Annotated in this window: 21 protein-coding genes, 1 tRNA gene and 2 pseudogenes; 16 read left to right on the top strand and 8 right to left on the bottom strand. The window is 68.3% G+C overall.

All coding sequences use genetic code 11. The features are described 5' to 3' along the window. Both FUT87_RS04380 and icd read left to right on the top strand, forming a co-directional pair. A pseudogene (locus FUT87_RS04380) lies at window positions 1–220 on the top strand (sulfite exporter TauE/SafE family protein); the annotation flags it as partial. Window positions 221–326: 106 nt separating this feature from the next. After that, window positions 327–1580 (top strand): NADP-dependent isocitrate dehydrogenase, encoded by a 1254-nt coding sequence (gene icd, locus FUT87_RS04375; protein WP_091732300.1) that lies wholly within the window; start codon window positions 327–329, stop codon window positions 1578–1580. Window positions 1581–1748: 168 nt separating this feature from the next. Here icd and FUT87_RS04370 read toward each other — a convergent pair whose 3' ends face one another. Then, window positions 1749–2033 carry a cold-shock protein gene (locus tag FUT87_RS04370; RefSeq protein ID WP_091732303.1) on the bottom strand — a complete coding sequence of 95 codons (285 nt, stop codon included), beginning with the start codon at window positions 2031–2033 and terminating at the stop codon, window positions 1749–1751. Between the two features lie 178 nt (window positions 2034–2211). On the opposite strand from FUT87_RS04370, the gene clpS reads away from it, so the two are divergent. Both clpS and clpA read left to right on the top strand, forming a co-directional pair. Further along, on the top strand, window positions 2212–2580 hold the full coding sequence (gene clpS / locus FUT87_RS04365) for an ATP-dependent Clp protease adapter ClpS (protein ID WP_091732307.1): 369 nt from the start codon (window positions 2212–2214) through the stop codon (window positions 2578–2580). Beyond that, window positions 2577–4898, top strand: coding sequence for an ATP-dependent Clp protease ATP-binding subunit ClpA (gene clpA, locus FUT87_RS04360; RefSeq protein WP_091732310.1), 2322 nt, complete (start codon window positions 2577–2579; stop codon window positions 4896–4898). The genes clpS and clpA overlap by 4 nt, the downstream gene beginning before the upstream one ends. Window positions 4899–5073: 175 nt before the next feature. Here clpA and FUT87_RS04355 read toward each other — a convergent pair whose 3' ends face one another. From FUT87_RS04355 to FUT87_RS04335, 5 genes are all read right to left on the bottom strand, one after another. After that, window positions 5074–5865 carry a zinc-dependent peptidase gene (locus FUT87_RS04355; protein WP_091732314.1) on the bottom strand — a complete coding sequence of 264 codons (792 nt, stop codon included), beginning with the start codon at window positions 5863–5865 and terminating at the stop codon, window positions 5074–5076. Next, window positions 5862–6686 (bottom strand): UDP-2,3-diacylglucosamine diphosphatase, encoded by an 825-nt coding sequence (locus tag FUT87_RS04350; RefSeq protein WP_255511659.1) that lies wholly within the window; start codon window positions 6684–6686, stop codon window positions 5862–5864. The genes FUT87_RS04355 and FUT87_RS04350 overlap by 4 nt, the downstream gene beginning before the upstream one ends. Window positions 6687–6709: 23 nt before the next feature. Further along, complete coding sequence (locus FUT87_RS04345; protein ID WP_091732316.1) at window positions 6710–7213, bottom strand: peptidylprolyl isomerase; 504 nt, start codon at window positions 7211–7213, stop codon at window positions 6710–6712. A 12-nt stretch (window positions 7214–7225) separates the two neighbouring features. Beyond that, window positions 7226–7801, bottom strand: coding sequence for a peptidylprolyl isomerase (locus FUT87_RS04340; protein ID WP_091732320.1), 576 nt, complete (start codon window positions 7799–7801; stop codon window positions 7226–7228). A 93-nt stretch (window positions 7802–7894) separates the two neighbouring features. Next, entirely contained in the window at window positions 7895–8380 is a 486-nt protein-coding gene (locus tag FUT87_RS04335; protein WP_175538452.1) for a tetratricopeptide repeat protein, read from the bottom strand. Window positions 8381–8573: 193 nt separating this feature from the next. On the opposite strand from FUT87_RS04335, the pseudogene cysS reads away from it, so the two are divergent. From cysS to FUT87_RS04300, 7 genes and pseudogenes are all read left to right on the top strand, one after another. Continuing rightward, window positions 8574–9970: pseudogene (gene cysS / locus FUT87_RS04330) on the top strand (cysteine--tRNA ligase). Next, window positions 9970–10623: a DNA-3-methyladenine glycosylase gene (locus tag FUT87_RS04325; RefSeq protein ID WP_091732327.1), complete on the top strand. Its 654-nt coding sequence runs from the start codon at window positions 9970–9972 to the stop codon at window positions 10621–10623. Before cysS ends, FUT87_RS04325 begins: the two are co-directional and overlap by 1 nt. A gap of 2 nt (window positions 10624–10625) precedes the next feature. Then, the gene (locus FUT87_RS04320; protein ID WP_091732330.1) at window positions 10626–11597 is read left to right on the top strand and encodes an acetyl-CoA carboxylase carboxyltransferase subunit alpha; all 972 of its coding nucleotides are present in this window, start codon (window positions 10626–10628) and stop codon (window positions 11595–11597) included. 43 nt (window positions 11598–11640) lie between these two features. After that, window positions 11641–13041 carry a tRNA lysidine(34) synthetase TilS gene (gene tilS / locus FUT87_RS04315; RefSeq protein WP_255511658.1) on the top strand — a complete coding sequence of 467 codons (1401 nt, stop codon included), beginning with the start codon at window positions 11641–11643 and terminating at the stop codon, window positions 13039–13041. Window positions 13042–13128: 87 nt separating this feature from the next. Then, window positions 13129–14400, top strand: coding sequence for an aspartate kinase (locus tag FUT87_RS04310; RefSeq protein ID WP_147240201.1), 1272 nt, complete (start codon window positions 13129–13131; stop codon window positions 14398–14400). 79 nt (window positions 14401–14479) lie between these two features. Further along, window positions 14480–14572: transfer RNA gene (locus tag FUT87_RS04305), tRNA-Ser, on the top strand. Window positions 14573–14662: 90 nt separating this feature from the next. Beyond that, window positions 14663–15328, top strand: coding sequence for an FMN-binding negative transcriptional regulator (locus FUT87_RS04300; protein ID WP_186830357.1), 666 nt, complete (start codon window positions 14663–14665; stop codon window positions 15326–15328). A 108-nt stretch (window positions 15329–15436) separates the two neighbouring features. On the opposite strand, the gene FUT87_RS04295 is transcribed toward FUT87_RS04300, so the two are convergent. Beyond that, window positions 15437–17119, bottom strand: a complete 1683-nt coding sequence (locus FUT87_RS04295; RefSeq protein WP_147240204.1) for an electron transfer flavoprotein-ubiquinone oxidoreductase — start codon at window positions 17117–17119, stop codon at window positions 15437–15439. A 253-nt stretch (window positions 17120–17372) separates the two neighbouring features. Here FUT87_RS04295 and FUT87_RS04290 point away from each other — a divergent pair, with 253 nt between their 5' ends. The 3 genes from FUT87_RS04290 (at window position 17373) to FUT87_RS04280 (ending at window position 19330) form a co-directional block, all read left to right on the top strand. After that, window positions 17373–17774 (top strand): OsmC family protein, encoded by a 402-nt coding sequence (locus tag FUT87_RS04290; RefSeq protein ID WP_147240200.1) that lies wholly within the window; start codon window positions 17373–17375, stop codon window positions 17772–17774. Between the two features lie 80 nt (window positions 17775–17854). Continuing rightward, window positions 17855–18637 carry an SDR family oxidoreductase gene (locus tag FUT87_RS04285; protein WP_091732344.1) on the top strand — a complete coding sequence of 261 codons (783 nt, stop codon included), beginning with the start codon at window positions 17855–17857 and terminating at the stop codon, window positions 18635–18637. A gap of 42 nt (window positions 18638–18679) precedes the next feature. Beyond that, a complete protein-coding gene (locus tag FUT87_RS04280; RefSeq protein WP_147240199.1) occupies window positions 18680–19330 on the top strand; it encodes a YceH family protein in 651 nt (216 codons plus the stop codon). Between the two features lie 36 nt (window positions 19331–19366). Here FUT87_RS04280 and FUT87_RS04275 read toward each other — a convergent pair whose 3' ends face one another. Beyond that, the gene (locus FUT87_RS04275; RefSeq protein WP_147240198.1) at window positions 19367–20755 is read right to left on the bottom strand and encodes a hypothetical protein; all 1389 of its coding nucleotides are present in this window, start codon (window positions 20753–20755) and stop codon (window positions 19367–19369) included. Between the two features lie 327 nt (window positions 20756–21082). Here FUT87_RS04275 and FUT87_RS04270 point away from each other — a divergent pair, with 327 nt between their 5' ends. Together FUT87_RS04270 and FUT87_RS04265 are read left to right on the top strand one after the other, a co-directional pair. Next, window positions 21083–21574: an MASE4 domain-containing protein gene (locus tag FUT87_RS04270; RefSeq protein WP_147240197.1), complete on the top strand. Its 492-nt coding sequence runs from the start codon at window positions 21083–21085 to the stop codon at window positions 21572–21574. Then, window positions 21547–22851 (top strand): ATP-binding protein (locus tag FUT87_RS04265; protein ID WP_222617044.1); only part of this gene is annotated, 1305 nt, incomplete at its 3' end. The genes FUT87_RS04270 and FUT87_RS04265, both read left to right, overlap by 28 nt.

The following is a 22851-nucleotide window of genomic DNA, read 5'->3' as shown; positions in this document are numbered from 1 at the left end:
GCAGGGCGCGGCGGTGATGGCGGCCTTCGCGCTTGGCTCCTCGCCGGGCCTGGTCGCCGGCCCCTGGCTGCTGGCGCGCCTGGGCGCCGAGCGGGGTGTCGCCAGTGGCGGGTCGGGTGTGCGAATCGCGACCCGGTTCTCCGGCGTCATGCTCGCCGCCGGCGCCCTGTGGGCGCTCGGTCACGGCCTGTGGGCGCAGATCCGCGCGTACTGCGGGTGAAGCCTCCAGGACCCGGCCGGGGCATCAGCCGATTGAAAGTTTCGCTGTCATAGAATCGGCGCTTCCGTTTGTCCCACCCACCCACGCGATTCGCGGAGACGACTCCATGTACCAGCACATCAAGGTGCCCGAGGGCGGCCAGAAGATCACGGTCAATGCCGACTTCTCGCTCAACGTTCCGAACAACCCGATCATTCCTTACATCGAGGGCGACGGCACCGGCTTCGACATCACCCCGGTGATGATCAAGGTGGTGGACGCGGCTGTGGCGAAGGCCTACGGCGGCGCCAAGAAGATCCACTGGATGGAGATCTACGCCGGCGAGAAGTCGACGAAGGTCTACGGCCCCGACGTGTGGCTGCCGGAGGAGACGCTGCAGGTCCTGAAGGACTACGTCGTCTCGATCAAGGGCCCGCTGACGACGCCCGTGGGCGGCGGCATCCGCTCGCTGAACGTGGCGCTGCGCCAGGAACTGGACCTGTACGTCTGCCTGCGCCCGGTGCGCTGGTTCAAGGGTGTACCCTCGCCGGTCAAGGAACCCGAGAAGACCGACATGGTCATCTTCCGCGAGAACTCGGAAGACATCTACGCCGGCATCGAGTTCGAAGCCCAGAGCGACAAGGCCAAGAAGCTGATCAAGTTCCTGCAGGAGGAATTCGGCGTCAAGAAGATCCGCTTCCCGGAAACCTCGGGCATCGGCGTCAAGCCGGTGTCGAAGGAAGGCACGGAGCGCCTGGTCCGCAAGGCCATCCAGTACGCGATCGACAACGACAAGCCCAGCGTCACGATCGTGCACAAGGGCAACATCATGAAGTTCACCGAAGGTGGCTTCCGTGACTGGGCCTACGCCCTGGCCCAGAAGGAATTCGGCGCCGAGCTGATCGACGGTGGCCCGTGGTGCAAGTTCAAGAACCCGAAGACCGGCAAGGACATCGTGGTCAAGGACAGCATCGCCGACGCGTTCCTGCAGCAGATCCTGCTGCGCCCGGCCGAGTACTCGGTCGTCGCGACGCTGAACCTGAACGGCGACTACATCTCCGACGCGCTGGCTGCCCAGGTCGGCGGCATCGGCATCGCCCCGGGCGCGAACCTGAGCGACTCCGTCGCCATGTTCGAAGCGACCCACGGCACCGCGCCGAAGTACGCGGGCAAGGACTACGTGAACCCCGGTTCCGAGATCCTGTCGGCTGAAATGATGCTGCGCCACATGGGCTGGACCGAAGCGGCCGACCTGATCATCTCGTCGATCGAGAAGTCGATCCTGTCGAAGAAGGTCACGTACGACTTCGCCCGCCTGCTGGACGGCGCGACGCAAGTGTCGTGCTCCGGTTTCGGCCAGGTCATGATTGACAATATGTGAGTCCAGGCCGGCGTAAGCCGGTCCCGACCCGCGACCCCGGCCTGACCCGCCGGGGTTTTCTTTTTTGGGAATCGGCGAACGGCGGCCCGGCGGCGGCCGGCGGTTATCCCAATGCAGAAGGCCCGCTCGCGCGGGCCTTGCTGTGGACGGTGGATCAGCGCAGGCGGGTCACGCCGCTGCCTGCTGTTGCCCGGCCAGGTTGTCCGCCATCAGCGGGATGCCCAGGGGCGCCTCCATCGCATCGCCGCCGTCCAGCGGGCGGATGTTCTGGGCCAGCTGGCCCTTGGGGCCCTGGACCAATTCATAGCTCACCTTGGAGCCCTGCTTCAGCGTCCGGAAGCCGTCCATCTGAATGGCCGAGAAATGGGCGAAAACGTCCCCTCCGCCTTGTTCGGGTTCAATAAAGCCAAACCCCTTGGCATCGTTGAACCACTTGACCGTGCCTGTTGCCATCGTTCTTCTCCATCCCGGTGTCTTTTTCGCACCGGGGCGGATTCTCAAATCCGTGTCAAGCCAGTGTCAATTGAGGAACTCCCCGGGGTGTGGCGCCGCGAAGGTGACAAACTCGGGGCATTGACAGGCGTTGGCCCGTCCCCATGTAGGGTGCTCCCGCTGTTTATAGAATCGGCTCATGCCTTTGTTTGCTCAACAGTTCCCCCCGGCGGGTCCCCCTGGCGGCGCGCCGCCGCCGGGCACGGAGGAGGGTGGGAATTCCACCACGCTGGAGCGTGTCGCTCAGAAGACGGAGCCTCCGCGCCTGTATCAGGTGCTGATGCTCAATGACGACTTCACGCCGATGGAGTTTGTGGTGATGGTCTTGCAGGAGTATTTCCGCCATGACCTGGATACGGCCACCCAGATCATGTTGAAGATCCATCACGAAGGCCGCGGCGTCTGCGGTGTATTCACCAAGGACGTGGCGGCCACCAAGGTCGAAATGGTGTCGGCGGCCGCACGGCGCGCCGGTCACCCCCTGCAGTGCATTATGGAGGCCGCATGATTGCGCAAGAGCTTGAAGTCAGCCTGCACATGGCGTTTGTCGAGGCACGCCAGCAGCGCCACGAGTTCATCACCGTGGAACACCTGCTGATGGCGCTGCTGGACAACCCGTCCGCGGCCGAGGTGCTGCGCGCCTGCGCAGCGAATATCGAGGACCTGCGCAAGTCGCTTGCGCAGTTCATCAAGGAAAACACCCCCACCGTCGGTGGCACGGACGAGGTCGACACGCAGCCCACGCTGGGATTCCAGCGCGTGATCCAGCGCGCGATCATGCATGTGCAGTCCACCGGCAACGGCAAGAAGGAAGTGACCGGTGCCAACGTGCTGGTCGCGATCTTCGGCGAGAAGGACTCCCACGCGGTCTACTACCTGCACCAGCAGGGCGTCACCCGCCTGGACGTCGTCAACTTCATCGCCCACGGCATCAAGAAGAGCGAGCCGCCCGAGCCCCCGAAGGGCCCGGAAGGCAACGGTGCCGAGTCCGAACGCGAGGAAGGCGAAGGCCAGGGCCAGGGCGGCGGCAAGGGCAGCCCGCTCGAGCAGTTCACCCAGAACCTCAACCAGCACGCCCGCGACGGCAAGATCGATCCGCTGATCGGCCGCGAGCTCGAGGTCGAGCGCGTGGTGCAGGTGCTGTGCCGCCGCCGCAAGAACAACCCGCTGCTGGTGGGCGAAGCCGGCGTGGGCAAGACCGCGATCGCCGAAGGCCTGGCCTGGCGCATCACCGAGGGGCAGGTGCCCGACGTGCTGGCCGAGGCGGTGGTCTATTCGCTGGACATGGGCGCGCTGCTGGCGGGCACCAAGTACCGCGGCGACTTCGAGCAGCGCCTCAAGGCGGTGATCAAGCAGCTCAAGGACCAGCCCGGCGCGATCCTGTTCATCGACGAGATCCACACGCTGATCGGCGCCGGCGCGGCCTCGGGCGGCACGCTGGACGCGAGCAACCTGCTCAAGCCGGCGCTGTCCTCGGGCCAGCTCAAGTGCATCGGCGCGACCACCTTCAGCGAGTACCGCGGCATCTTCGAGAAGGACGCGGCACTGTCGCGGCGCTTCCAGAAGATCGACGTGGTCGAGCCGACCGTGGACCAGACCGTCGAGATCCTGAAGGGCCTGAAGTCGCGCTTCGAGGAGCACCACAGCGTCAAGTACGCGCTCGGTGCGCTGCAGGCCGCGGCGGAGCTGTCGGCCAAGTACATCAATGACCGTCACCTGCCCGACAAGGCGATCGACGTCATCGACGAGGCTGGCGCCGCGCAGCGCGTGCTGCCCAAGAGCAAGCAGAAGAAGACCATCACTCGCGCCGAGGTCGAGGACATCGTCGCCAAGATCGCGCGCATTCCGCCGGCCTCGGTGTCGTCGGACGACCGCGGCAAGCTCAAGAGCCTGGACCGCGACCTGAAGAGCGTGGTCTTCGGCCAGGATCCGTCCATCGATGCGCTGTCCGCGGCCATCAAGATGGCGCGCTCGGGCCTGGGCAAGCCGGACAAGCCGATCGGCTCCTTCCTGTTCAGCGGTCCGACGGGCGTGGGCAAGACCGAGGTCGCCAAGCAGCTCGCCTACATCCTGGGCATCGAGCTGATCCGCTTCGACATGTCCGAGTACATGGAGCGCCACGCGGTCAGCCGCCTGATCGGCGCGCCTCCGGGTTATGTCGGCTTCGACCAGGGCGGCCTGCTGACCGAGGCGATCACCAAGAAGCCGCATGCGGTGCTGCTGCTCGACGAAATCGAGAAGGCGCATCCGGACGTCTTCAACGTGCTGCTGCAGGTGATGGACCATGGCACGCTGACCGACAACAACGGGCGCAAGGCCGACTTCCGCAACGTGATCATCATCATGACCACGAACGCGGGCGCGGAGGCGATGACCAAGTCGACGATCGGCTTCACGACCAAGCGCGAGCAGGGCGACGAGATGGCCGACATCAAGCGGCTGTTCACGCCGGAGTTCCGCAACCGCCTGGACGCCATCGTCAACTTCGGCGCGCTGAACGAGGACATCATCCTGCGCGTGGTGGACAAGTTCCTGCTGCAGCTCGAGAGCCAACTGGCCGAGAAGAAGGTCGAGGTCACCTTCAGCGACGCGCTGCGCAAGCACCTGGCGGCCAAGGGCTTCGATCCGCAGATGGGCGCACGTCCGATGCAGCGCCTGATCCAGGACACCATCCGGCGCGCGCTGGCGGACGAGCTGCTGTTCGGTCGCCTGGTCGACGGTGGTCGCCTGAGCGTGGACGTGGACGACAAGGGCGAGGTCCAGCTCGACATCACGCCCAACAAGAAGGACAACAAGCCCAAGGCGGAGCCGGCGACGGCCGACTGACGCCCGCCCCCTCCACCGAAAGCCCGCTCACGCGGGCTTTTTCATGCCTGCTCGGTGTATCGCATCAAGGGAACCCGGGCCCCGTCTCCGCAGCTTAAGGAGGGAATTTGGCGGCCGTGGCGGCCGCCAAAGGAGGGAGACGGAGGAGACGGGGCCCGGGTTCCCTTGATGGTGCTCAATCGCGTGCCGGGTCCTGCCTGAAGAAGCCAACGAGGAGCCGATACAGCCGCGGCTGCTCGGCGAGCAGCTCGTGCGGCGCGACGAAGAAGGCCTCGACGGCGACGGCGAAGAATTCCTCGGGCGCCTCGGCGCCGTAGGGATCGATGAGCGTTGCATGCCCCGCATCGACCTGGTCGCAGAACCAGTGCCATTCGGCCTCCATCGTCGCGCCCCATTGCTGCCGCAGGGCGGGGTCGTCGATGGGCGGCGCGCCGTCGGGCTCCCCGTCGCGCATGTCGAGCACATGCGCGAACTCGTGGATGACGACGTTGTAGACCGAGTCGTGGCCTTCCACGCGCTCGGTCGCCTCGGGTGCGATCTCGCTCCAGGCGAGCATCAGCGGGCCGCCTTCCATCGCCTCGCCGGCCAGGGTTTCGTCGTACGCGTGCACCACGCCGTCCTCGTCCATCGTCTCGCGGGCGGCGACCACTTCGCCCTCGTGCATGACGATGCCGACGAAGCCGTCGTACCAGGACAGTCCCAGCTTCAGCACCGGCAGGCAGGCCTGCGCGGCCACGGCGACGGCCACCTCGTCGGTGACCTCGAAGCCGCCGGCGCCATGGAACTCCTTGGACGCCAGGAACAGCGAGCAGAGCCGGCGCAGCTCGGTCCGGTCCGCCTCGGAACGCCGGGCGATGAACGGGTATTGCGCCAGCGTCAGCGTCCAGAGCTCGTCGGGAATCGCGTACTGGTCAAGCAGCTGGCGCTCGCGGCGTGCGCGCCAGCGCTGGAGCAGGTCGCCGATCACGGCGAGCCGCCTCCCGCATGCGGGTCCGGCGCGGCCGCGTGCATCGGTGCGATGCGATGCAGGCCCCGGGCGTCCATCACCAGCACATCCCCGCGACCGGGACCGTGGTCGTAGTCCCAATCGGACAGCACCGCGCGTGCGAGGCCGTCGCCGAGGTCATGGAGCGCCGGGCGATGCGTGTGGCCATGGATCAGCGTGTCGCAGCCGGCATCGCGCAGCCAGGCCCGGGCCGCGTCGTCGTCGACATCCGCCCAGGTCGAGGGATCGCTCTGGTGCATGCGGCTCTTCGCCCGCAGATGTCGCGCCAGCGCGCGTCGCGCGAAGAGCGGCATCGCACGCAGCGCCGCCAGCACCCCGGGACGCCGCACCGCCGCGCGGGCGCGCAGGTAGCCGACATCGCCCAGGCAGAGCTGATCGCCATGGCTCAGCAGCCAACCGCGTCCGAAGGCTTCCAGCCGCGCCGGGTCCGGCAGCAGCCGCATGCCGGCGTCCTCGGCCATCGGCTCGCCGAGCGCGAAGTCGCGGTTGCCGTGCATGAAGAAGAGGGGTTTGCGCGCGGAGACCCCGCGCAGCAGTTCGAGCGCGAATTGCTCGAACGTACCGGCCTGCCAGCGCGCGTCGTCGCCGATCCAGGCCTCGAAGATGTCGCCCAGCAGGAAGATCGCATCCGCGGGCGTGGCCGACAGGTGGGCGCGCAGTCGCGCCAGCGTCGCCGGCATGTCCGGCGACAGGTGCAGATCGGAGATCAGGTCGATCCGCCGCCAGCCGGGCTCGGCCCGCAGCGTCGCCAGGGGCGACGGCAGTCGGGGCGCGGGCGACACGGGGCGGGCGGCGGAACCGCGACTCACTCGACCGCGACGGCGCGCTCGATGATGACCGCGTCGACCGGCACGTCGTCGTGGAAGCCTGAACGGCTGGTCTTGACCTTCTCGATCTTGTCCACGACGTCCTGGCCGCCGACGACCTTGCCGAACACCGCGTAGCCCCAGCCCGACGGGCTTTCGCTCTTGAAGTTCAGGAAGTCGTTGTCGACGGTGTTGATGAAGAACTGCGCGCTGGCCGAGTGCGGCGCATTGGTGCGCGCCATCGCCACGGTGTACTTGTCGTTCTTCAGGCCGTTGTTGGCCTCGTTCTGGATCGGGGCGTCGGTGGGCTTCTGCTTCATGCCCTCCTCGAAGCCGCCGCCCTGGGCCATGAAGCCCTTGATGACGCGATGGAAGATGGTGCCGTCGTAATGGCCCTTGGCCACGTAGGCCAGGAAGTTCTCGACGGTCTTGGGGGCCTTGGCGTCATCCAGCTCGAGGGTGATCAGACCCTGGTTGGTGTGCAGTTCGACTTTCTTGCTCATGTCGGTGACTCCTTATTTCTCGACGGTGGCCTTGTGGATGAGGATGGGCGTGCCGGGCAGGTTCTGGAACGCCGGATTCTTGGGCGATGGCGCGGTCGGCACGGCCCGGATCTTGTCGACGACCTCCATGCCCTCGGACACGTAGCCGAAGACCGCATAGCCGCGGCCGTCGGCGGCGAAGCCGGGGTCCAGGGCCGGGTTGTCGACGACGTTGATGAAGAACTGCGAGGTCGCGGAGTTCGGATCGTTGGTCCGCGCCATCGCGACGCTGCCGCGGATGTTCATCAGGCCGTTGCCGGCCTCCAGCGGAATCGGCGCCTTGGTCGGGCGCTGCTTCAGGTCGGGCGTGTAGCCGCCGGTCTGGATCATGAAGTCGCCGATGACGCGATGGAAGATCACGCCGTTGTAATGGCCGGCCTTCACGTAGGCGAGGAAATTGGCGACGGTCTTGGGCGCCTTCTCGGCGTCCAGCGTGATCTTGATGTCGCCGACGCTGGTGTTCAGCTTGACGACCTGCGCCTGGGCGAGCGATGCCGCCAGGCTCAGCACGGCGGCGCCGGCGGCGAGCAGGAGTGGGGATGTCCTCATGGTCCTCGGGTCGGTGGGGGTGGCGGAAGGGGGCGGGCGGCGATGTGCGGCGGTGTGCGGGCGTGGCGCGCGGTCGGGGCGCGCCCCCGCCGATCATCGCTGCTGGGCGCCCTTGGCGTTGTTGAACGCGGTGACGCGCTGCAGCTTGACCTTCAGAGCGGTGTCGTCGCCCAGCGCCTGCTTGAGCGCGCGTTCATACGATTGCTGGGCCAGGCGCATGAGCACGTCGCCCATGTTCTCCTGCGCCTGCGCATGGTCCGGCTGCAGGTCCAGCGCGCGGGTCAGTGCCTGGCGCGCCGCCTCGTACTCGCCGCGCGCCGCATGGATGACGGCGAGGTTGTTGTAGGGATCGGCGAGGTCGGGGAAGTCCTCGGTCAGCCGCGTGAAGATCACACGGGCCCGCTCCAGCTGCTGGGTCTCCAGCAGCATGGTGCCGAGCGCGAAGCGCAGGCGGGGGTCGTCGGGCGTGGTCTTGAGGCCGGCTTCGGCGGTCTGGATGGCCTGCTCGCGCTTGCCGGCGGCCCACTGGGCCTGGGCCTCGTCGAGCACGGCGGCGTGCGTCAGGGTCGCGCCGGTCATCGCCAGGGCGACGCAGCAGGCTCGGAACAGGGCGGGGAGTCTTGGCATAAAGTCGGGCCGCTATACTGCCGGGCATTCTAGAGCGAGCTTTCGTCTCCCGCTCGTCCCCCGGCCGGCCCTCCGCCCCACCCGCACCGCACCGTCGAATGCGCCGACGCCCAGCGACCCGTCGCTGGCCCGGCGCGACATACGTATGTCTTCCTTGCGCATCTACAACACGCTGACCCGCCAGCTGCAGCCCTTCCAACCGATCGAGCCGGGCAAGGTCCGCCTGTACGTCTGCGGCATCACCGTCTACGACCTGTGCCACATGGGGCATGCGCGGATGAATCTCGCCTTCGACGTCGTCTATCGCTGGCTGTCCGCCAGCGGCTACGACGTCACCTTCGTGCGCAACATCACCGACATCGAGGACAAGATCATCCGCCGCGCGCTCGAGCGCGGCATCACGATCCGCCAGCTGACCGACGAGATGATCGCGGCCATGCACCGCGACTTCGCGGCGCTGGGCATCGCCACGCCGACGCACGAGCCGCGCGCCACCGACTACGTCCCGCAGATGCTGGACATCATCGGCAAGCTCGAGGCCAAGGGCCTGGCCTACCACGCCGACGGCGGCGACGTGAACTACGCGGTGCGCAAGTTCGAGGGCTACGGCAAGCTCAGCGGCAAGTCGCCGGACCAACTGCGCGCCGGAGAGCGCGTCGCGGTCGACGACGGCAAGCGCGACCCGCTGGACTTCGTGCTCTGGAAGTCGGCCAAGCCCGACGAGCCGGCCGAGGCCAAGTGGGCCAGCCCCTGGGGCGAAGGCCGTCCCGGCTGGCACATCGAGTGCTCCGCGATGAGCTGCGCGCTGCTGGGCGAGCGCTTCGACATCCACGGCGGCGGCATGGACCTGCAGTTCCCGCACCATGAGAACGAGATCGCGCAGAGCGAGGGCGCCTTCGGCCATCCCTTCGTCAACCTCTGGATGCACAACGGCTTCCTGAACATCGACGGCGAGAAGATGTCCAAGAGTTTGGGCAACTTCTTCACCATCCAGGAAGTGCTGGAGAAGTTCGACGGCGAGTCGATCCGCTTCTTCATGCTGCGCACGCAGTACCGCAGCCCGTTCAACTTCAGCGACGTCAGCCTGGACGACGCGCGCACCGCGCTGCGCCGGCTCTACACCGCGCTGGACGCGGTGGCGCCGGCGGACGTGGCGATCGACTGGACGCAGGGGCCGGCGGCGGCCTTCAAGGCCGCGATGGACGACGACTTCAACACGCCGGGCGCGCTGGCCGTGCTGTTCGAACTGGCCAACCAGGTCAATCGCGACCGCTCCGCGCAGGATGCCGGGCTGCTCAAGGCGCTCGGCGGCGTGCTGGGCGTGCTGCAGCAGTCGCCCAAGGCCTTCCTGCAGGCGGCGCCGGCCTGGACGAAGGCGCGATCGAGGCGCAGATCGCCGCGCGCGCCGCGGCCAAGGCGGGCCGTGACTTCGCCGAGGCCGACCGCATCCGCAAGGCGCTGCTCGATCAGGGCATCGAGCTGAAGGATTCCGCCACCGGCACGACCTGGGTTCGCGCGTCGAAGGTGGGAGAGCAGGCCTGATGGCGCGTGTGGCGACCGCCGGGGTGACCCCGGACTACTGGGACGAGGCCTGCAGACACCTGGTCAAGCGCGACCGGGTGATGAAGAAGCTGATCCCGCAATTCGGCGAAGCGCGGCTGCAGAGCCGCGGCGACGCGTTCACCACGCTGGCGCGTTCGATCGTCGGTCAGCAGATTTCGGTGAAGGCCGCGCAGAGCGTGTGGGACAAGTTCGCCGAGCTGACCTCGGGGCCGTCCAACCGCATCAAGCCGACCGAGGTGCTGGGCCTGGAGAAGGCGGCGCTGCGCGAAGTCGGCCTCTCGGTGCGCAAGGTCGAGTACCTCAGCGACCTGGCGCAGCATTTCGAGTCGGGCCAGGTCCATGTGCGCCAATGGGCGCAGATGGAGGACGAAGCCATCATCGAGGAACTGGTCGCGATCCGCGGCATCGGCCGCTGGACGGCCGAGATGTTCCTGATCTTCCACTTGATGCGCCCGAACGTGCTGCCGCTGGACGACCTGGGATTGCTAAAGGGCATCAGCCAGCATTACTTCAGCGACGAGCCGGTGTCGCGGGCTGAGGCCCGTGAACTGGGCGAAGGTTGGGCCCCGTATCGCTCGGTGGCCACATGGTACATTTGGCGGAGCCTCGATCCGCTACCCGTGGATTACTGAGAATGAGCAAGAAACACTTCCTCGAATTCGAGCAGCCCATCGCCGAGCTCGAAACCAAGATCGACGAACTCCGCTACGTGCAGAGCGAGTCCGCGGTGGACATCTCCGAGGAGATCGACCGCCTGGGCAAGAAGAGCCACCAGCTGACGAAGGACATCTACGCGAATGTCCTGCCGTGGCAGGTCTATCAGGTGGCTCGCCATCCGCAACGTCCGCAGACGCTGGACTACTGCGCCGAAGTCTTCACCGAATTCCAGGAGCTGCACGGCGACCGCCATTTCGCGGATGACGCCGCGATCGTCGGCGGCCTGGCACGCTTCAATGGCCAGGCCTGCATGGTCATCGGCCACCAGCGCGGCGCCGACGCCAAGGAGCGCACGCTGCGCAACTTCGGCATGCCGCGCCCGGAGGGCTATCGCAAGGCGCTGCGCCTGATGAAGCTGGCCGAGAAGTTCGGCCTGCCGGTCTTCACCTTCATCGACACGATGGGCGCATACCCCGGCATCGGTGCAGAGGAACGCGGCCAGTCGGAGGCGATCGGCCGCAACATCTTCGAGATGGCCCAGCTGGAAGTGCCCATCGTCGCGACGGTGATCGGCGAGGGCGGCTCCGGCGGCGCGCTGGCCATCGGCGTCGCCGACCAGGTGCTGATGCTGCAGTTCTCCGCCTACTCGGTGATCTCGCCCGAAGGCTGCGCGTCCATCCTCTGGAAGACCGCCGCGCGCGCGTCCGAGGCCGCCGAGGCCCTGGGCATCACCGCGCATCGCCTCAAGGCCCTGGGCCTGATCGACAAGATCGTCAACGAGCCGGTCGGCGGCGCGCACCGCGATCCGAAGCAGATGGCTTCGAACCTGAAGCGCGCCCTTGGTGATGCGCTGCGCCAGGTCTCCGACCTGAAGACCAAGGATCTGCTGGAGCGCCGCTATGAGCGCCTGCAGGCCTATGGTCGATTCAGCGACACCAAGAGCCGCTGATCCCGCCGGATCCGCCACCCTCGGCGATCCGGCACCACGCCGCGTGATCGCGGTCGCCTGCAGCGGCGGCCGCGACTCGACGGCGCTCCTCCATGCCACCGCCAGCGCCGCCCGTTCATTCGGTGTCCGCGTGGTGGCGCTGCACATCCATCACGGCCTGAGCGCCCACGCGGACGCGTGGCTCGCGCAGCTGCGCGAGCAGGTGACCGAGTGGGCTGCGCAAGGGCTGCCGGTGGAGTTCGTCCATGAGCGCCTGACGGATGCGCCGGCGCCTGGCGACAGCACCGAGGCATGGGCCCGTGCCGGCCGCTACGAGGCGCTGCAGCGCCTGGCCCTGGCCGCCGGCGCCGACCTGCTGCTGCTGGCGCACCACCGCCGCGATCAAGCCGAAACCTTCCTGTTGCAGGCCCTGCGCGGCGCCGGTGTCGCGGGCCTGTCCTCGATGCCGCGCGCGCAGTGGCGCGACGGTGTCTGCTGGGCTCGCCCCTGGCTGGACCATCCGCGGGAAGCGATCGAGGCTTATGTCCACGAGCACAAGCTGAGCTTCGTCGACGACAACAGCAATGGCGATCCACGCTTCGCGCGCAACCGGCTGCGCCAGACCCTCTGGCCGGCGCTGATGGCGCAGGGCGCGGGCGCGGAAACCGCATTGGCGCGCGCGGCCGGATGGGCGCAGGAAGCGGCTGAACTCCAGCGCGAGGTGGCCGAGGATGATCTCGCGCAATGGGCCGATGCGAGCGGCCTCGCGCAGGCGATGCTGACGTCCCTCAGCCCGGCGCGCGCGACCAACGCGCTGCGGGCCTGGCTGCATCGCGTCAGCGGACGGGCGGCACCGGCCACGCTGATCCGACGGCTCCTCGACGAAGCGCCCGCTGCCACGGTGGCGCGATGGCCGCTGGGCGCTCCGAGCTCGATGGGCGATGCTGAACTGCACCTCTATCGCGGCCGCTTCTTCGTGCAGACCCGCTCGAAGACGCCGCCTCTCGCGCCCGCGGAGGCGTTGCCGGCGTCGCTCATCGGACTGGGCATCGCCATGAGCCCCTCCGCACCGCGCGAGCGCCTCGACCTCGCGCGCGCCGGCCGCCATCCGATCCCGTCGTGGGGCGGCGCATTCGATGTCGAACCCGTGACCACGGGGGGCGTCGCGCTTTCTGCGCTCAGCAATGTCGAGTTGCGCCGGCGCGAAGGCGGCGAGCAGTTCCAGTCGCATCCCAAGGGCCTCGCGCGGGCGCTGAAGAAATGCTGGCAGAGCGCGGGAATCCCCGCTGTCCAGAGGGAAGGGCCCCTGGTCTACGTCGACGGACGTCTGCTCTTCGTGCCCGGCCTGGGCCTGGATGCGCGCTGGCGTTCGGACGCCGGCGAAGCACAAATGACGCTGCGATGGGTGCCGGATGCATGCGGATCACGCATGGGCAGCGACGTTGCGGGCAAGGGCGCGTCTTAGAATCGCCCGCTGTGGTCGCGGTGCACCTCCTTCCCGCGCTAACGCGGACGCCGCCAGGGCGTCCCACCAGCAGTCTCTGACACTCCCATGGCATTGATCGTTCACAAGTACGGCGGCACCTCGATGGGGTCGACCGACCGTATCCGCAATGTCGCCAAGCGCGTCGCCAAATGGGCGCGGGCCGGCCACCAGATGGTGGTGGTCCCCTCGGCGATGAGCGGCGAGACCAACCGCCTGCTCGGCCTGGCCAAGGAACTGTCGCCCGGCAGTTCCTCGCCGTCGCTGATGCGCGAGCTCGACATGATCGCCTCCACCGGCGAGCAGGTCTCGGTGGGCCTGCTCGCCATCGCGCTGCAGGCCGAGGGCATGGACGCGGTCAGCTACACCGGCTGGCAGGTCGGCGTGTCGACCGACAACTCGTACACCAAGGCCCGCATCGAGAGCATCGACGACGCGAAGGTCAAGGCCGACCTGGAGGCCGGCAAGGTCGTCGTGATCACCGGCTTCCAGGGCGTGGACGAGGACCGCAACATCACGACGCTGGGCCGTGGTGGCTCGGACACGTCGGCGGTGGCGATCGCGGCGGCGATCAAGGCCGACGAATGCCTGATCTACACCGACGTCGACGGCGTCTACACCACCGATCCGCGCGTCGTGCCGGAAGCCCGGCGCATGAGCACCATCAGCTTCGAGGAGATGCTGGAGATGGCGTCGCTCGGCTCCAAGGTGCTGCAGATCCGCTCGGTGGAATTCGCCGGCAAGTACCGCGTGCCGATGCGCGTGCTGAGCAGCTTCACGCCGTGGGACATCGACATCAACGAGGAAGCCAAGTCCGGCACCCTGATCACTTTTGAAGAGGACGAACAAATGGAACAAGCCGTCGTCTCCGGCATTGCATTCAACCGCGACGAGGCCAAGGTGACGCTGCTGGGCGTGCCGGACAAGCCCGGCATCGCGTTCCAGATCCTGGGCCCGGTGGCCGACGCCAACATCGATGTCGACGTCATCATCCAGAACGTGTCGCAGGACGGGAAGACCGACTTCTCCTTCACCGTGCACCGCAACGACTACCAGCGCGCGATGGAGCTGCTGGAGAAGACCGTCGGCCCGGCGGTGCAGGCTGCCAAGGTGATCGGCGACCAGCGCATCTGCAAGGTGTCCATCGTCGGCATCGGCATGCGCTCGCATGTGGGCGTGGCGTCGAAGATGTTCCGCTCGCTGTCGGAAGAGGGCATCAACATCCAGATGATCACGACCAGCGAGATCAAGACCTCCGTCGTCATCGACGAGAAGTACATGGAACTGGCCGTGCGCGCGCTGCATCGCGCGTTCGATCTGGACCAGGAAATCGAAGCCTGAGCGCCGGTCGCACGGCGATTCAACCGGAGTTTCGGTTGAGGGCCTGGAAAGCCATGCTATAGTCGCTGCTTCTCCGGTTGGAGACGTGACCGAGTGGCCGAAGGTGCTCCCCTGCTAAGGGAGTATGCGGGCAAAACCTGCATCGAGGGTTCGAATCCCTCCGTCTCCGCCAACCAGATGTGAAACCCCCGCAGCGCAAGTTGCGGGGGTTTTCGCATTTAGGGTCGGCATGCTTGGCCCGATGTGGCCTACAGTGGGTCGCATGTACACGCCCAAGCATTTCGACCTGCCGGATCTCTCGCACGCGCGGTTGATGATCCAGGAGCATCCGTTGGCCACGCTGATGCTGATCGATCCCACGCACGGCCTGTCGGCGACACCGGTGCCGATGATCTGGGGCGCGCCGAGCGAGGCGTCGAGCAGCGCGACGGGCCAGGCGTCGACCGGCGAGGGCTGGTGGCTCGAGGGCCACCTCGCGCGCGCGAACCCGCATGTGGCGGCGCTGATGTCCGGCGAGATCGGCGAGGTGCTGGTGCAGTTCAACGGGCCTGGCGCGTACATCTCGCCCAGCCACTACGACACGCCGCTGTCGGTGCCGACCTGGAACTACCTGACCCTGCAGGTCCATGGCGGCGTGCAGGTCATCGACGACGAGGCCGGCAAGGATGCGTTGCTCAAGCGCCTGATCGCGACGCAGGAGCCCGATTACGCCGCGCAGTGGCGCGGTCTGCCGGCGGACTTCCAGCGCAAGCTGCTGGGCGCGATCGTGGGTTTCCGCATTCCGGTCGAGCGCTGGACGATGAAGGCCAAGCTCAGCCAGAACCGCACCGCCGACGAGCGTGCGCGGATCCTCGCGCACCAGGAGCACCATGGCTCGCTTGAGGAGCAGATGCTGGCGCGCTGGGTGCGCGAGCTCACGCCGCGCTGATCGCCGCCGGGGCGTCGGCACTCGCCGGCGCGACGCTGGAAAGCACAAGGCCCGCACGAAGCGGGCCTTGTCGTTGGTGAACGCGTGGCGGCCGCGGGCCGCCTGCGCTCACATGCTCACGTAGTTCGGACCGCCGCCGCCTTCCGGCGTGACCCAGACGATGTTCTGCGTCGGGTCCTTGATGTCGCAGGTCTTGCAGTGCACGCAGTTCTGCGCGTTGATCTGCAGGCGCTGCGCGCCGGCGTCGCCGACGAACTCGTACACGCCGGCCGGGCAGTAGCGGCTTTCCGGGCCGGCGTACTTGGCCAGGTTGACGTCCACCGGCACGCTGTCGTTCTTCAGCGTCAGGTGCGCGGGCTGGTTCTCCTCATGGTTCGTGTTGGACACGAACACCGACGACAGCCGGTCGAAGGTCAGCTTGCCGTCGGGCTTCGGATACTCGATCTTCGGCATCTCCGACGCCGGGCGCAGGTAGGCATGATCAGGCTTGTCGCGATGCAGCGTCCACGGCGGGCTCTTGATGCCGATCTTGGGCAGCAGCCATTGCTCGATGCCGGTCATCAGCGTGCCAACGGTGTTGCCCTTCTTGAACCAGGTCTTGAAGTTGCGCGATTGATCGAGCTCCTCGCGCAGCCAGCTGCGCTCGAAGGCGGCGGGGTAGGCGCTGAGCTCGTCCAGCGAGCGCCCCGCGGCGAGCGCCTCGGCGATCGCGTCGGCGCACATCATCCCGGACTTGATCGCGGCATGGCTGCCCTTGATGCGCGCGGCGTTCAGGTAGCCGGCGTCGTCGCCCACCAGCGCGCCGCCGGGGAAGACCTGCTTGGGCAGGCTCAGCAGGCCGCCCGCGGTGATCGCGCGCGCGCCATAACCCAGGCGCTTGCCGCCTTCGATGTGCTTGCGGATCGCGGGGTGCGTCTTCCAGCGCTGCATTTCCTCGAAGGGCGACAGCCACGGATTCTTGTAGTCGAGTCCGACCACGAAGCCCAGCGTCACCTTGTTGCCCTCGAGGTGGTACAGGAAGCCGCCGCCGTAGGTCTCGCTGTCCATCGGCCAGCCGGCGGTGTGCACCACCAGGCCCGGCTGCGCCTTGTCGGCCGGCACTTCCCACAGCTCCTTGATGCCGATGCCGTAGGTCTGCGGATCCTTGCCGGCGTCGAGCTGGAACTTCGCGATCAGCTGCTTGCCCAGGTGGCCGCGCGCACCCTCCGCGAAGATCGTGTACTTGCCGTGCAGCTCCATGCCGAGCTGGAAGCCCTCATGCGGCTCGCCGTCCTTGCCCAGGCCGACGTTGCCGGTGGCCACGCCCTTGACGCGACCCTGCTCGTCGTAGATGACCTCGGCGGCGGCGAAGCCGGCGAAGATCTCCACGCCTAGCGCCTCGGCCTGCTGCGCCAGCCACTTGGTGACGTTGCCCAGCGAGATGACGTAGTTGCCCCCGTTGTGGAAGCAGCCCGGGATCAGGAACTGCGGCGTGTCGGTGTGGCCGGACTCGCTCAGGAACAGCACCTGGTCGCCGGTGACGGGCTGGTTCAGCGGGGCGCCCAGTTCCTTCCAGTTGGGGAACAGCTCGGTGAGGGCCTTGGGGTCCATGACCGCGCCCGACAGGATGTGGGCGCCGGCCTCCGAGCCCTTCTCCAGCACGACGACCGAGATCTCCTGGCCCTTCTCGGCCGCGATCTGCTTGAGCCGGATCGCGGTGGCCAGGCCCGCGGGACCACCGCCGACGACCACCACGTCGTAGTCCATGCTGTCGCGGGGACCGTACTGGGCAACAAGTTCTTCGGAGGTCATGGTCATCCTTGCTCGTTCTAGTAAGAGGCCTGGCCGCGACCGCGCGGTCGGCGGGCGGGGGCCGGCTCGCGGTCTGGCTGGGGCGGGTTGCGGCGCATTCTAGCCGCGCGATCAAAAAAAAGAACGGTCGTGCTTTTTGTGAACTAGAGAGGGACGTCGACAGCGCGATGTCCGGTCGCGCCGACCCGAATGGGGGTGCTGCGCGCGAGGCGGGCGCCGTACCATGCCTGCCTCCATGTGAGCAGAGGACCTCATGACCATCCACATCCAACGCGACAGGACCGGCCCGATGCGGCAGACGGTGCGCATCCGCGACCACCAGTTCACCGCCGACCAGCCGGTGTCCGGCGGCGGCGAGGACGCCGGCCCGGATCCGCATGAGCTCTACGACTCGGCGCTGGGCACCTGCAAGGCGCTGACGGTGCTCTGGTATGCGCAGCGCAAGGGTCTGCCGCTGGAGGACGTGCTGGTGGAGGTCGAGCGCGACGGCTCCCAGGAGCGGCAGGGGGTGTACAAGCTCAAGGCCACGCTCACCTTCGTCGGCGACCTGACGGACGAGCAGCGCCAGCAGCTGCTCGCCGTCGCCGAGAAGTGCCCGGTCCACAAGCTGATGACGCAGGTGACGACCGAGATCCAGACCGTGATGGCGGGCTGAGGTCGGCGCGGCGCGGCCCGCGTGCTATCGTGCCCGGCACCTTGTCCGGTCACACGAGAAGTTTTGCGAGAGACCTTGCCATGAGCTACAGCATCGATCTGGAGGGCCGCGTGGCCCTCGTCACGGGCGCGTCCAGCGGCTTGGGCGCGCAGTTCGCGAGAACCTTGGCCAAGTCGGGCGCCTGCGTGGTGCTGGCGGCGCGGCGCGTGGAGCGGCTCAAGGCGCTGCGCGCCGAGATCGAGGCCGGCGGCGGCGACGCGCACGTGGTGCAGCTGGACGTCACCGACATCGACAGCATCAAGGCCGCGGTCGCCCGCGCGGAGACCGAGGTCGGCACGCTCGACATCCTGATCAACAACTCCGGCGTGAGCACGACCCAGAAGCTGGTGGACGTGACGCCGGAGGACTACGACTTCGTGATGGACACCAACGTGCGCGGCGCGTTCTTCGTCGCGCAGGAGGTCGGCAAGCGGATGCTGGCCCGCGCGCGCGGCGCCGCGCCGGGCACCTACACCGGCGGCCGCATCGTCAACATCGCGTCGATGGCGGGCCTGCGGGTGCTGTCGCAGATCGGCGTGTATGCGATGAGCAAGGCGGCGGTGGTGCACATGACGCGCGCGATGGCGCTGGAGTGGGGCAAGTTCGACATCAACGTCAACGCGATCTGCCCCGGCTACATCGACACCGAGATCAACCACCACCACTGGCAGACCGAGCAGGGCCGCAAGCTGGTGGAGCTGCTGCCCCGCAAGCGCGTGGGCACGCCGCAGGACCTGGACACGACGCTGCTGATGCTGTGCGCCAAGGAGAGTCGCTTCATCAATGGCGCGATCATCCAGGCCGACGACGGCTTCGGCGTCTGAGCCCCGGCGGGCAACCCCTGAAAGACTGAGAGAAGCGAGCTGATGGCGGTGAGAGAACTGAGCGCGCTCGAGGCGCGCGTGCTGGCGGTGCTGGTGGAGAAGGCGTCCACGGTGCCGGACAGCTATCCGATGTCGCTGAACAGCCTGACGCTGGGCGTGAACCAGAAGACGGCGCGCGATCCGGTGATGAACGCGGGCGAGTCCGACGTGGCCGCGGCCCTGGACGAGCTCAAGGCGATGAGCCTGGTGAACAGCGTGAGCGGCAGCCGCGTGGCGCGCTTCGAGCACAACATGAAGCGGGTGTACGGCATCCCCGGCCAGGCCGAGGCGCTGCTGGCGGTGCTGATGCTGCGCGGGCCGCAGACCTCGGCGGAGCTGCGGATCAACTGCGAGCGGCTGCACCGCTTCGCCGATGTCTCGTCGGTGGAGGGCTTCCTGGAGGAGCTGGCGACGCGCGAGCCGGCGCTGGCGCTGAAGCTGCCCAAGGCCCCCGGCGCGCGCGAGGCGCGCTGGGCCCACCTGCTCAGCGGAGCGCCGGAGATCCCGGTGGGCGGCGTTGCATCGTCGGGCGCGTCGTCGTCATCGTGGTCGTCCGGCGGCGCGCGCGACGAGGAACTCGCCGCGCTGCGCGCCGAGGTCGAGCAGCTCAAGGCGGCGGTGGCGCGCATCCAGACCGAGCTCGGCCTCGGCTGAGGCCGGCCTAGTCCGGCCCGCGCGCCGGATCCTTCGTCAGATCTTCACCGCGGCCTTCAGGCTGTCGCGCGCGGCCTGGTTGAGGCGGACCTGGTACGTGAGGAAGGTCAACTGGTCGACGAGCGTGGCGCCCGCGGGGTTCGACACCCACGAGCCGGCGCCCAGCAGCGTGCCGTCCTTGATCATCGAGCCGGTGTAGACGTTGCCACCCAGTTCGAAGTAGATGCGGTACTGGACCGTCGCGCTCAGCGTGCTCGACTGCGGACGCGGCGACGACGCGACCCAGATCGGCACGCCGCCGACGGTCCGGATCTCGCCGTCGGCCAGGTGGTAGGTGCGGCCATCGCTGTTGGAGGTGAAGCCCGCGCTCAACACGTCCGTCAGCGTGCTGCCGTCGACGCAGGAGGACACGGCCGGGCCGGCCGTGACGCCGCGACAGTCGAAGACGTCGTAGCGGTCGCCAGCGGCCTTCTGCGTGTACTTCAGGTAGCCGGCGCCGGCGGCGAAGGTGGCGGTGCTGTCGAGCACGCCGGAGTTGGCGAACACCGCGTTGTAGAAGTGCTTGAACTCGTCCGGCGCGCTGCCCAGCGTGCCGGTCAGCGCCACGGCCTGGTACTCGCTGCGGATCGTCGAGTACGCCACCGTCGTGTTGTCGCTGGCCAGGATGTCCATGCGCACGTCGCTGCCGACATAACTCGCGCGCTGGGCGCCGCCGGTGGACGGCACCACCCGCACGGCGCCGTCCTTGAGCACCCGCGTGTCCGCCGGCGTGAGCAGCGTGAGGTTGGCGGCGAGCGAGGTCGGATCGCTCTGGCGATAGGTCTGCGGGCCGTTCGTCAGCGGCGACAGCGCGAGCTGGCCGAAATCGGAGATCAGGAAGCTCGAGCCCTTCACCTGCGGGCCGCTGAGCCGCAGCGACCACAGCAGGTTGAAGTTGCCCGGCTGCGGGCTGAGGATGGTGCTTTCGAAGGCCTGCTGGTTGGCGCTGAGCTTGAGCGTCAGCTGCGCGGCGTTGCTGGTGAGGCTGCCGCCCTTGTTGGACACCACCACCGTGTAGCGGTCGCCGTGGTTGGCGTAGGTGGCCGGCGGCGTCGTGTAGCTCGTGGAGGTCGCGCCGGCGATGTCGGCGCCGTTGCGCTTCCATTGGTAGACGAGGTCGCTGCCGGACGCGGTCACCGTGAAGCTGGCGGTGGCGTCGGTCAGCACGCTGGCGTTGGCCGGCTGCGTCTGGAACGTGGGCGCGGTGGCGGTTCCGCCGGTCGGGGTGCCGGGCGTCGTCGTGGGCGTGCTGGGCGTGCCGGCCGTTGGCGGGTTGTTGGTGCCGGTCAGCGGGGCGCCGGCCTCGCCGCCGCCACCGCCGCAGGCGGCGACCAGGATGGCGACGGCCGCCAGGATGGCGGCGTTCTGGTGTCTCGTCGAGACCATGGGATCCTCCCTCGAAAGCAATGCGCAAGCGGAAGTCCGAGGCACGGCCTCCGCGGTGTTGTGGGCGGCGAGTATAGGAACGGGCCACGTGAGGAATTCGTGACGGTGTGGCGTGGAAGTTCACGCGCGCGCAACAAGACGGTGCGGGGCGGTGCATTTGCACGCCTGGGCTGGGAATCTCCGGAATCGCCGGCCCGCGGAGGCGGGCATCCCGCCTGCTCCTGCACGGGCTGCGAGCTCCCTCGGGAGGCACTCCCCGCGGTGCGCGGCGTGTCGGCGAGCCGGCTTGGCGGATGAACGGGTGCAGGTCGACGCGAGGGAGAGGCGATGCCATACCGCGGGTTCGTGCAGGAGCAGGCCAGTCCGGCGCAGCGCTGGGCCGTGGCCCTGCTTTGCGCGCTGGTGCTGATCTCGGTGGCCGCGGTGGCGCCCTGGGCGGCGCGGCCCTGGCCGCCGCTGGCCCACATCAGCGGCATCTACGGCGCCGCCACCGCGATGATCGACCTGGCCACCTTCTGGCTGCTGATCTCGACGCCGCGGCCGCACCGCTCCCATGTCATCGTGGCCTCGGCCTACCTGTTCGCGAGCTTGATGGCCGTCCTGCATGTGCTGACCTTCCCCGGCGCGCTTTTCGCGGACCGGGCCATCTTCGGCTCGCCCCATGCGGTCAGCTGGCTGTTCGTCGGCTGGCGCGCGGGCTTCGGCCTGTTCGTGGTCTGGGCGATCCTGGCGGAGACCGACTCGGTCGGCCCCGCCGGTCGCGGCCGACGGCCTGGCCGCTGCTGGCCGCCTTGCTGGCCGCCGGCGCGTTGGCGATGAGTTCGCAGCTCACCGACTTCGGCGCCTTGCGGTCGGACGGCGACCGCCAGCTCCTCAGTCCGGTGAGCCGCGTCGGCGCCTACCTCAGCGTCGGCGCGGCGGCGGTCGCGGTGCTGCTGATCTGGCGTCGCGGGCTGTTCGGTCGGGCCATCTACGCGTGGCTGGCCTTCGTGCTGGTCGCGGAAGGCGCCGGCGTCTGGCTGAGCACCCACAGCGGGCAGCGCTACACGATCGCCTGGTACATGGCCCGCGCCGAAGGCCTGCTGGCGAACTCGGTGATGCTGGGCGTGGTCGCGGTGCATTTCCGCGCGGTGCAGAAGCGACTGACCGATGCCTACCTGACGCTGCAGCACCGCACCGAGCAGCTGCAGGCGCAGGTCCAGAAGCGCGAGACGGCGGAGGCCCAGCTCGCCCGCGCGCAGAAGCTGGACGCGGTGGGGCGCCTGGGCGCGAGCCTGGCGCATGACCTCAACAACATCCTGCAGGTGCTCACCGGCCGCCTGGCCATCATCCGGCGACGCGCCGGCGAATCGGTCGAGGGCGACGTCCAGGTGATGCGCCGCAGCGTCAAGAAGGCCGAGGCGCTGACCCGGCAGCTGACGCTGCTGTCGGGCCGGCGACGCAACCAGCCGCGCCCGCTGGAGGTCGCCCCGGTGCTGGCCGAGATGGAGGATGCGCTGCGCTCGCTGGTCGGCGCGCACTGCCAGCTCCATCTCAGCGCGGAGGAGGGCCTGCCGCGGGTCGCGCTGGATCCGCTCGAGCTCGAGATCGCGGTGACCAACCTGGCGACGAACGCCTGCGACGCCATGAACCTGGGCGGCCGGCTGCGCATCCACGCCCGGCATGCGTCCACGCCGGACCACCCGCAGGCGATCGCGATCGAGGTCACCGACGAAGGCGAGGGCATCAAGCCGGAGATCCTCGGCAAGGTCTTCGAGCCCTTCTTCACGACCAAGGTCCGCGGCCACGGCACGGGCCTGGGGCTGGCGCAGGTGCATGCGTTCGTGACCGGCAGCGGCGGGACGGTGCAGGTGGACAGCGAAGTCGGGCGCGGCACCACGGTGACCATGGTCTTCCCGGCGACGACGGCGACAGCGGCCACGGCGAACGGCCGGCTGGACGCCGCCGCCGTCGAGCGGCCGCCGCTGGAGGGCAAGGTCGTGCTGATCGTGGAGGACAACGCCGACGTGCGGGATGCCTCCAGCCAGCTGCTCTCGGCCGAAGGGCTGGCGGTGCGGGTGGTGGAGGACGCGCCTCAGGCGCTGGCGCTGCTGGAC

The organism is Mitsuaria sp. TWR114 (assembly GCF_007997345.1).
The sequence above is the reverse complement of the archived record's forward strand: the minus strand, read 5'-3'. Positions and strand labels throughout refer to the sequence as shown.

Bases quoted from the DNA above. Each gene is read 5' to 3' on its own strand.
- FUT87_RS04275 (WP_147240198.1), bottom strand. From the start codon at position 20,755: ATGGTCTCGACGAGACACCAGAACGCCGCCATCCTGGCGGCCGTCGCC.
- FUT87_RS04310 (WP_147240201.1), top strand. From the start codon at position 13,129: ATGGCATTGATCGTTCACAAGTACGGCGGCACCTCGATGGGGTCGACC.
- icd (WP_091732300.1), top strand. From the start codon at position 327: ATGTACCAGCACATCAAGGTGCCCGAGGGCGGCCAGAAGATCACGGTC.
- FUT87_RS04325 (WP_091732327.1), top strand. From the start codon at position 9,970: ATGGCGCGTGTGGCGACCGCCGGGGTGACCCCGGACTACTGGGACGAG.
- FUT87_RS04335 (WP_175538452.1), bottom strand. From the start codon at position 8,380: ATGACCGGCGCGACCCTGACGCACGCCGCCGTGCTCGACGAGGCCCAG.
- FUT87_RS04370 (WP_091732303.1), bottom strand. From the start codon at position 2,033: ATGGCAACAGGCACGGTCAAGTGGTTCAACGATGCCAAGGGGTTTGGC.
- FUT87_RS04270 (WP_147240197.1), top strand. From the start codon at position 21,083: ATGCCATACCGCGGGTTCGTGCAGGAGCAGGCCAGTCCGGCGCAGCGC.
- clpS (WP_091732307.1), top strand. From the start codon at position 2,212: ATGCCTTTGTTTGCTCAACAGTTCCCCCCGGCGGGTCCCCCTGGCGGC.
- FUT87_RS04320 (WP_091732330.1), top strand. From the start codon at position 10,626: ATGAGCAAGAAACACTTCCTCGAATTCGAGCAGCCCATCGCCGAGCTC.
- FUT87_RS04340 (WP_091732320.1), bottom strand. From the start codon at position 7,801: ATGAGGACATCCCCACTCCTGCTCGCCGCCGGCGCCGCCGTGCTGAGC.
- FUT87_RS04285 (WP_091732344.1), top strand. From the start codon at position 17,855: ATGAGCTACAGCATCGATCTGGAGGGCCGCGTGGCCCTCGTCACGGGC.
- FUT87_RS04300 (WP_186830357.1), top strand. From the start codon at position 14,663: ATGTACACGCCCAAGCATTTCGACCTGCCGGATCTCTCGCACGCGCGG.
- FUT87_RS04345 (WP_091732316.1), bottom strand. From the start codon at position 7,213: ATGAGCAAGAAAGTCGAACTGCACACCAACCAGGGTCTGATCACCCTC.
- FUT87_RS04290 (WP_147240200.1), top strand. From the start codon at position 17,373: ATGACCATCCACATCCAACGCGACAGGACCGGCCCGATGCGGCAGACG.
- clpA (WP_091732310.1), top strand. From the start codon at position 2,577: ATGATTGCGCAAGAGCTTGAAGTCAGCCTGCACATGGCGTTTGTCGAG.
- FUT87_RS04280 (WP_147240199.1), top strand. From the start codon at position 18,680: ATGGCGGTGAGAGAACTGAGCGCGCTCGAGGCGCGCGTGCTGGCGGTG.
- FUT87_RS04295 (WP_147240204.1), bottom strand. From the start codon at position 17,119: ATGACCTCCGAAGAACTTGTTGCCCAGTACGGTCCCCGCGACAGCATG.